Annotated in this window: 5 protein-coding genes; 1 reads left to right on the top strand and 4 read right to left on the bottom strand. The window is 72.9% G+C overall.

All coding sequences use genetic code 11. The features are described from left to right. Positions 1-858 (top strand): chromate transporter (locus ACE3Q3_RS23425; RefSeq protein WP_374450119.1); only part of this gene is annotated, 858 nt, incomplete at its 5' end. Between the two features lie 16 nt (positions 859-874). On the opposite strand, the gene ACE3Q3_RS23420 is transcribed toward ACE3Q3_RS23425, so the two are convergent. The 4 genes from ACE3Q3_RS23420 to hisG form a co-directional block, all read right to left on the bottom strand. Further along, positions 875-1,315, bottom strand: a complete 441-nt coding sequence (locus ACE3Q3_RS23420) for a low molecular weight phosphatase family protein (protein ID WP_374450117.1) — start codon at positions 1,313-1,315, stop codon at positions 875-877. Between the two features lie 4 nt (positions 1,316-1,319). Further along, the gene (locus ACE3Q3_RS23415) at positions 1,320-1,871 is read right to left on the bottom strand and encodes a UPF0262 family protein (RefSeq protein ID WP_374450115.1); all 552 of its coding nucleotides are present in this window, start codon (positions 1,869-1,871) and stop codon (positions 1,320-1,322) included. Next, the gene (gene hisD, locus ACE3Q3_RS23410) at positions 1,825-3,123 is read right to left on the bottom strand and encodes a histidinol dehydrogenase (RefSeq protein ID WP_374450113.1); all 1,299 of its coding nucleotides are present in this window, start codon (positions 3,121-3,123) and stop codon (positions 1,825-1,827) included. The genes ACE3Q3_RS23415 and hisD overlap by 47 nt, the downstream gene beginning before the upstream one ends. A 2-nt stretch (positions 3,124-3,125) precedes the next feature. Beyond that, the coding region (gene hisG, locus ACE3Q3_RS23405; protein WP_374450111.1) for an ATP phosphoribosyltransferase at positions 3,126-3,640 on the bottom strand (515 nt) is incomplete at its 5' end.

Genomic DNA, 3,640 nt, shown 5'->3' with positions numbered 1-3,640 from the left:
CTGCTGCATGGCCTCAAGGTCGTCGCCGTCGCGGTGGTGGCGCAGGCGATCTGGGGCATGGCCCGGAGTCTCTGCCCCGACACCCCGCGGGTCACGCTCGCCGTCCTGGCGGCGATCGCCGTCCTCGCCGCGCCGACGCCGTTCATCCAGGTGGCGGTGGTGGCGGCGGGCGGCGTCGCCGGCCTGCTGCTGCCGCGCACCGAGAGCGAGCCGCCGCACATGCCGCTCGGAATCGAGATCTCGCGCAGCCTCGCGGTCGCGGCACTCGTCCTCTTCCTGGCGCTCCTCGTCGGCCTGCCCGTTCTCGCCGCCGCCGGCGGCTCCCACACCGTCGCGGTGATCGACGGCTTCTACCGCGCCGGCTCGCTCGTCTTCGGCGGCGGCCACGTCGTGCTGCCGCTGCTGCAGGCCGAAGTGGTGCCGCCCGGCTGGGTCTCCGACGACGACTTCCTGGCCGGGTACGGCGCCGCACAGGCGGTTCCGGGACCGCTCTTCACCTTTGCCGCCTATCTCGGCGCGGTCATGGGGCCGGCACCGAACGGCTGGGCGGGGGCGACGATCTGCCTCGTCGCCATCTTCGTGCCGTCCTTCCTCCTGGTCGTGGGCGCCCTGCCGTTCTGGGACGCGCTCCGCCGGGTCCGGCGGGTGCGACAGGCGCTGGTCGGGATCAACGCGGCGGTCGTCGGGCTGCTGCTGGCTGCCTTCTACGACCCGGTCTGGACCAGCGGCATCCGCTCGGCCGCCGATTTCGGACTGGCAGCGGCCGCCTTCACGCTGCTCGTCTTCTGGAAGGTGCCGCCGTGGCTGGTGGTGCTGCTGTCCGGCGCGGCCGGCTGGGCGATCCAGGCAGCGACCTGACCATCCCCGCCGCCGCTCACGGGGCCGGGGTCGGCAGGCCTGGAAAGGCGGCGGCGATGCGGTCCCACAGGCCGTCGCGCACGGTGCGGTAGGAATCGAGGCGGACCTCCCGGCTCCCCTCGACGATCGTCGGATCGAAGGTCGGCCAGTACTCGACGTCGACCGCCATCGTCCGCGTCAGCTCCAGCGCCCGGTGATGGGCCTCCGGCGACAGGGTGACGATGAGGTCGAACGAGGTGTCCTCCAGTTCGTCGAAGCTCTTGGAGCGGTGGCGCGACAGGTCGAGCCCGATCTCCGCCATGACGGCGACGGCGAACGGGTCGACCGGATCCGGACGCACGCCCGCGGAATCGACGAAGATGCGCTGGCGGTGAAGCTGCTTCAGGATCGCCTCCGCCATCGGTGAACGGACCGCGTTCTGGGTGCAGGCGAAGAGGACGCTGCCGGGACGGCGCAAGAGGTCAGCCCCGGATGTGCAGGACGCAGACCAGCGTGAAGAGCCGGCGCGCGGTGGAGTGGTCGACCGTCACCCGGTCCGCCAGCCGCTCGCGCAACAGGCTCGAGCCCTCGTCGTGGAGCGCCCGACGGCCCATGTCGATCGCCTCGATCTGCGACGGCGAGGATCGGCGGATGGCCGCGTAGTAGCTCTCGCAGATGAGGAAATAGTCGCGGACGATGCGGCGGAAGGGGAGCAGCGGCACGACGATGTCGGCGAGCGGCCGGTCGCCCGCGTCGCGGACGCCGAGGCGGAGCCGGTTGTCGGCGATGGCGAGGTGCAGGTGGTAGGGACCGTCCGGGCCATCGACCAGCCGGAAGGTGTTCTCCTCGACGAGATCGAAGAGCGCCACCGCCCGCTCGTGCTCGACGTCCGGGCTGCGGCGCAGCACGGTGTGCTCGTCGAGCGTGACGCGGGCGATGCGCCGGGCTCCGGGCGCGGCCGGGGCCGCGCCGTCGCCGGCCGGCGCCTCAGCCGGCGGCGGCGAGCCGGATCGCGACCGACCGCGCGTGGGCATGGAGCCCTTCGGCCTCGGCGAGCGTCACCGCCGCCGGCCCGATCCGCGCCAGGCTGCCAGCGTCGCACGCGACGAAGGTCGTGCGCTTGAGGAAGTCGAGGACGCCGAGCCCGGAGGCGAAGCGGGCGCTGCGCGCCGTCGGCAGCACATGGTTGGGGCCGGCGACATAGTCGCCGATCGCCTCCGGCGTGTGGCGGCCGAGGAAGACGGCGCCGGCGTTGGTGATCCGGTCGGCGAGCGGCTGCGGCTCGGCGACCGCCAGTTCGAGGTGTTCGGGCGCCAGCCGGTCGACCAGCGCCGGCGCCTCCTCGAGGTCGCGCAGCAGGATGACGGCACCGAAATCGGCCCAGCTCCGGCCGGCGATCTCGCGCCGGGGCATGGTCCGGAGCGAACGCTCGACGGCCGCGACGACACGGTCGGCGAACCCATTGTCGTCCGTCAGCAGGATCGACTGGGCGGCGGTGTCGTGCTCGGCCTGGGAGAGGAGGTCGGCTGCGATCCATTCCGCATCGTTGAACGCATCGGCCACGACCAGGATCTCGGACGGGCCGGCGATCATGTCGATGCCGACCTTGCCGAAGACCCGCCGCTTGGCGGCGGCGACGTAGGCATTGCCAGGGCCGACGATCTTGTCGACCGGCCGGATCGTCTCGGTGCCGTAGGCGAGCGCCGCCACCGCCTGAGCGCCGCCGATGCGGTAGACCTCGTCGACGCCGGCGATCGCCAGCGCCGCCAGCACCAGCGGGCTCACCACCCCGTCCGGCGTCGGCACGGTGACGGCGAGGCGTCCGACCCCGGCCACCCGCGCCGGCAGCGCGTTCATCAGGACGGAGCTCGGGTAGGCGGCGAGTCCGCCCGGCACATAGAGCCCGACGGCCGGGATCGGCCGCCAGACCGCCCCGACGCGGACGCCGGCATCGTCGACATGGTCGATGCCGGCAGGGATCTGCAGCCGATGGAACGCCTCGATCCGCCGCGCCGCCAGCCGCAGCGCGGCGACGGTGGCCGGATCGCAGCGCTCGACGGCCGCGGCCAGCTCGGCCGGCGGGATGCGGAGCCCGGCCGCACCGGCGTCGAAGCGGTCGAAGCGGAGCGTGTAGGCGACGACCGCGGCGTCCCCTTGCGCGCGCACGTCGGCGATGATCGCGGCGGCGACCTGGTCGACGTCCTCGTCCGCCTCGCGCTTCTCGGCGAGCAGGGTGGCGAACGCGGCCTCGAAGCCGGCGTCCGCCGTCGAAAGTCGGCGCACCATCGTCAGTGCCGGGTGGCCGCCGGCTCGGCCACGGCGCGGAAGCGCTCGACCCAGCCCTGGACCTCGTCCGGACGGGTCTTCAGGGCCGCCCGGTTGACGATCAGGCGCGACGAGATGTCGGCGATGTGCTCGATCTCGACCAGCCCGTTGGCCTTCAGCGTCGACCCGGTCTGCACGAGATCGACGATGTAGCGGCAGAGGCCGATGCGCGGCGCCAGTTCGACGGCGCCATGCAGGCGGATGCATTCCGCCTGCACGCCGCGGGCGGCGAAGTGCCGGCTGGCGAGGTGCGGATACTTGGTGGCGACGCGGACATGGCTCCAGCGCGTCGGGTCGTCGGAGGCCGACAGTTCCTCGGGCTCGGCCACCATCAGCCGGCAATGGCCGATCCGGAGGTCGAGCGGGGCATAGATCTCCGGATAGTCGAACTCCATCAGCACGTCGCTGCCGGCGACGCCGAGGTGCGCCGCCCCGAAGGCGACGAAGGCACCGACGTCGAAGCTGCGGACGCGGATGA

The sequence above is a fragment of the Allostella sp. genome (assembly GCF_041913585.1).
Classification (GTDB): Bacteria; Pseudomonadota; Alphaproteobacteria; order ATCC43930; family Allostellaceae; genus Allostella.
The sequence above is the reverse complement of the archived record's forward strand: the minus strand, read 5'-3'. Positions and strand labels throughout refer to the sequence as shown.